4 protein-coding genes are annotated in these 4,202 nt (G+C 69.6%); 3 read left to right on the forward strand and 1 reads right to left on the reverse strand.

The window, feature by feature from the left end:
- Positions 1-119 precede the first annotated feature (119 nt).
- A complete protein-coding gene (locus E1218_RS35045) occupies positions 120-1,022 on the reverse strand; it encodes a LysR family transcriptional regulator (RefSeq protein WP_132327331.1) in 903 nt (300 codons plus the stop codon).
- A gap of 81 nt (positions 1,023-1,103) precedes the next feature.
- Here E1218_RS35045 and E1218_RS35050 point away from each other — a divergent pair, with 81 nt between their 5' ends.
- The 3 genes from E1218_RS35050 to E1218_RS35060 all read left to right on the forward strand — a co-directional run bounded on the left by E1218_RS35050 (position 1,104) and on the right by E1218_RS35060 (position 4,165).
- Complete coding sequence (locus E1218_RS35050) at positions 1,104-2,327, forward strand: MFS transporter (protein ID WP_132327332.1); 1,224 nt, start codon at positions 1,104-1,106, stop codon at positions 2,325-2,327.
- Positions 2,328-2,663: 336 nt separating this feature from the next.
- A complete protein-coding gene (locus E1218_RS35055; protein WP_165949562.1) occupies positions 2,664-3,443 on the forward strand; it encodes a hypothetical protein in 780 nt (259 codons plus the stop codon).
- Positions 3,444-3,475: 32 nt separating this feature from the next.
- Complete coding sequence (locus E1218_RS35060) at positions 3,476-4,165, forward strand: dienelactone hydrolase family protein (RefSeq protein ID WP_132327334.1); 690 nt, start codon at positions 3,476-3,478, stop codon at positions 4,163-4,165.
- Positions 4,166-4,202: the final 37 nt, after the last annotated feature.

Raw genomic sequence — 4,202 nt, forward strand, 5'->3', positions numbered from 1 at the left:
GACCGCGCGTCGACACCGACACGCTCGCCGAGCCAGCCGACGAAGCACGAGGCGCCCGCCCCGGAACAACCCACCGGGACGGGCGCCTCACCCTGCCCTTGACAGAAACTCACTCCATATCAGAAGTAGGGCCCGTCCGGGCGGACGGAGTCGGCCATCAGATCGAGCAGGGCGGTCACCGCTCTGCTCGGTCGCCGGCCGCTGACCGTGACCACGGACAGCGTCCAGCTCAGGTCGGCGCCCGCGATCGGCAGCTGGGCCACGCCGGGCGCGGCGGCCGGCTCCAGCTGGGGTACGACGGCGACACCGAGACCCACCCGGACGTAGTCGGGGATGGTGGTCAGTTCCGGCACCTCGACCTGGATCCGGCGCGGGAGGCCGGCGTCGTCGAAGGCCCGGTCGACCATGCTGCGGTTGCCGAACCCGCGCGGCATGTCGACGAACCGCTCGGTCCGCAGCTCGTCGAGCCGGACCTCCGGTCGACCGGCCAGCGGATGGGACGACGGCAGCAGTACGACGAACGGGACGGTGGCGAGATCCCGGATCTCCAGCCCGTGCAACTCCGACCGCGACAACCCCACCAACGCGACATCGAGCCGGCCGTGCCGCACGTCGTCCGCCAGTCCACTCGACCCGCGCGGCGACGTCGCCACCTGGACGTCGACCAACGGATACTTCCGGTGGAACGCACCGAGCAGCTCGGCCAGGTTGACCAGGCCGAGCCGGGCCAGCGTCCCGATCCGGATGTTGCCGCGCAGCCCGGCCGACGCCTCCTCGACCGCGGCCCGGGCCCGGTCGAGCGCCTCGAGTGCGGCCTTCGCCTCCGGCAACAACGCTGCTCCGGCCGCGGACAACGTCACTCGTCGGGTCGACCGGTCGAACAGGGTCGTCCGGAGATCGGTCTCCAGCGCGCGGACGGCGGCCGACACCGTGGACTGGACCGTGAACAGCCGCTGGGCCGCGCGGGTGAAGCTCAGTTCCTCGGCGACGGCGACGAAGTACTCCAGCTGTCGGCTGTCCACGGAGCAATTATCGAGAGCTTCGATAAGAGCGTGCAAGAACTTTCGTTGGACTCGATAGATCTCGTGCGCGACGCTGAAGACATGTCCGCTCTGACCAGTCCGCGCGCGCTCGATGCGAAGCAAGGGCGGCTCGCGCACGGTCCGGGGTTCTGGGTGATCGCCGCGGCCTTCCTGACCACGATGGCGTTCTCCACCGTCCCGACCCCGCTCTACGCGATCTACCAGCACCGCGACGGCTTCCCGACGTACGTCATCACGGTCATCTTCGCCAGCTACGCGGTCGGAGTGATGGCCGCGCTGTACCTGGCCGGGCACGTCAGTGACTGGCTCGGGCGTCGCCGGGTGGCACTGCTCGCCGTCCTCGCGGAAGCGCTCTCTGCGGTCGTGTTCCTGGTTTGGCAGGACGTGCCGGGGTTGCTCCTGGCGCGCTTCATCTGTGGAGTCGGCGTCGGCGTGCTCACCGCGACCGCGACCGCGCACCTGTCCGAACTGCGGCAGGTCGCGCGGCCCGAGGAGGACCCGAGCCGGTCGGCGTTGATCTCGAGCATGGTGAACCTGGGCGGCCTTGCTCTCGGTCCGCTGGTGGGAGGCGTGCTGGCGGCGTACGTGTCGTCACCGCTCGAGCGCCCGTACGAGGTCTTCCTGGTGTTGCTGGTGCTCAGTGCGATCGGGGTCGCGCTGGTGCCCGAGACGGTGGAGCGGCTGGAGGTGCGGCCGGCGTACCGGCCGCAGCGGGTCGCGCTGCCGTCGTCGGCCAGGCCGTTGTTCTTCGCCTCCGCGGCGGGTGCGTTCGCGGCGTTCGCGATCCTGGGGCTGTTCACCTCGCTGGCGCCGACCTTCCTCGCGGGGACGCTGCACCAGACCTCACGGGTGCTGGCCGGTGGCGTGACGTTCGGGGTGTTCATCGCCGGTGCGGTCAGTCAGGCGGTCTTCGTCAGGGTGACGCGGCCCGGCCAACTCCGGCTCGGCCTCGTCTTCATGTCGGCCGGCCTGGTCGGCGTCGCCGTCGGCGGCCTGCTCCCCGATCTGTGGGTCTTTCTCGCCGGCGGAGTCGTCGCCGGTGCCGGTGCGGGCCTGGTGTTCCGCGCTGCTGTCGCCACAGCCGCCTCCCTGGCCGACGCCGGTTCGCGCGGCGAGGTCCTGGCCGCGCTCTTCCTGATCGCGTACGCCGGCCTCGCCCTGCCGGTGCTCGCGATCGGCGCCGGCATCGCCTTCCTGCCGGCCCAGGTGGCCCTGCTCGTCTTCTCCGTGATCATCCTCCTGCTGGTCAACACCGCCGTCCTCCGCATGCTCGCGGCGCAGTAGCCGCAGAACCTTCGGACGAGTCTCTGCATCGTAGACAGACGTGAGGTTGTTCTCCGGGGCGAGCGTGCGGCCCCGTTCCAGTCCGAGTCTTCTGTCCTGGGGGCAGCGATGAACATGTCCGTTCTCCGGCCGGCCGCGATGGTGGTTGCCGTGGTGCTGAGCAGTTCTGTCATCACCGGCGTTTCGCCGGCGACCGCGGAGTCGTCAACCTGTACAGCGACCGAGCTCGAGTTGCCCGCGGGCACTCCGGCGGGCGCACACAGCTCTCTTGCGGCATCTGATCCCACTGGCCGGTTCCAGGTCGGCCGTCTCAACCCGCCAGGAGACCCCCAGGTCTTGTTGTGGACCGAAGGCGAACCGCAGGTCCTCGAGCCGCCCTCGCCCGGTGACTACATGATCGCGACGGACGTGAACAGCAAGGGCACAGTTCTCGGGGCCACCATGGACGCCGACTGGCACGCGCGGCCTTGGCTCTATTCCAAAGGCACCTTCCGGTACCTCGAGGTGCCGGCCGGCCTGCAGGCAATCAGCGTCATGGCCCTCAACGAGCGGGGAGACGTCGTGGGTAACGGCTTCGACAGCGTCACCGGTTATTGGGCCCCCGTGGTCTGGCCGGCCGGCAGGACACCGCTGCGCCTGCCGGCGGACATCGGGTCCCGCGCCGTCGACATCAACGACGCCGGCGTCGTCGTCGGGTCTGTCGCGACCGAGCACGGCGCGACGGGTTTGGTCTGGAAGCGTTGGGACGCCAAGGGTTCGCCACTGACCGGCACAGCCGGCGCACGGGTGGAACCGATCGCGATCGCCGGCAACTACGTGACCGGCGATCAGGACCTCAACGGCGTGTACACCGGTACTCTGTGGACGACCCAGAACCGGGTAATCGTCAGCTACCCGCACAGACTCGACGCGGTCAACACCGCCGGTGATGTCGCGTACTTCGACGACGAGGTCAGGACGATCGTGTCCCGCCGGGACGGCACCCAGTACGTGATCGACACACCCGGCGAGAATTCGGTCAAGCACCTCTTCGAGCCGGGCGGGACCTACGACGCGGCCGGTAACCGCGAATACCTTGTCGGTCGCGCCGTTGTCTGGTCAGGCTGCTCCAGCTGATCCACGCCCGGAAGGCTGTCTAGGATTCGGCTATGGGTGTGACTGTGCGGGTGGGGGAGCAGGACGCTTATCTGGCTCGGGTCGGGCGCGCCGGGATGTTGTTGCTGCCGATGATCACCGGGATCGGGGAACAGGTCCGGGAGTGGGCGGACGAGTTGGCCGGCGAGGGGATCACCGCGCTGGTGTGGGATCCGTTCAAGGGACGGAGCACCGACGACTCGAGCCGGGACGAGCTCGGGGCACTGCTGCGAAAGCTGGACGACGAGCAGGCGCTGGCCGAGCAGACCGAGTTGCTGGATCACCTGTTCGGTGAGCTCGGCTGCAACAAGGTCGGCGTGATCGGGTGGTGTCTCGGCGGCCGGTTCGCGTTCCTGCTCGCGGCGAGGGATCACCGGGTCGCCAGCGTCGTCGCCTTCCACCCGACGGTGCCGTCGGACCTCCCGCCCCATCACACGTACGACGCGATCGCCGAGGCCGGCGCGATCACTGCGCCCGTCCTGGTCAGCTACCCGAGCGCGGACGCCGCGGTCCCGAACGCCGACTTCGAGGCCCTGCAGACGGTCCTCCAGGCCCGCCCGACGGGTGCCACCTTCACGCAGTACTTCCCGGGCGCCGACCACGGCTTCTCCGACAAGTCCCGGCACGACAAGGACGTCAACGCCGACGCCTTCCGGCTGGCCTGGCCGCAGGCGCTGGCCTTCCTGCGATCCACCACGCACTAGGCAGCGGTGACTGACCGGCGGTGGGCGGTGGGGGTGG

The sequence above is a fragment of the Kribbella turkmenica genome (genome assembly GCF_004348725.1).
Classification (GTDB): domain Bacteria; phylum Actinomycetota; class Actinomycetes; order Propionibacteriales; family Kribbellaceae; genus Kribbella; species Kribbella turkmenica.

Coding starts and splice junctions, on each gene's coding strand:
- E1218_RS35050 (WP_132327332.1), top strand. CDS start 1,104: ATGTCCGCTCTGACCAGTCCGCGCGCGCTCGATGCGAAGCAAGGGCGG.
- E1218_RS35060 (WP_132327334.1), top strand. CDS start 3,476: ATGGGTGTGACTGTGCGGGTGGGGGAGCAGGACGCTTATCTGGCTCGG.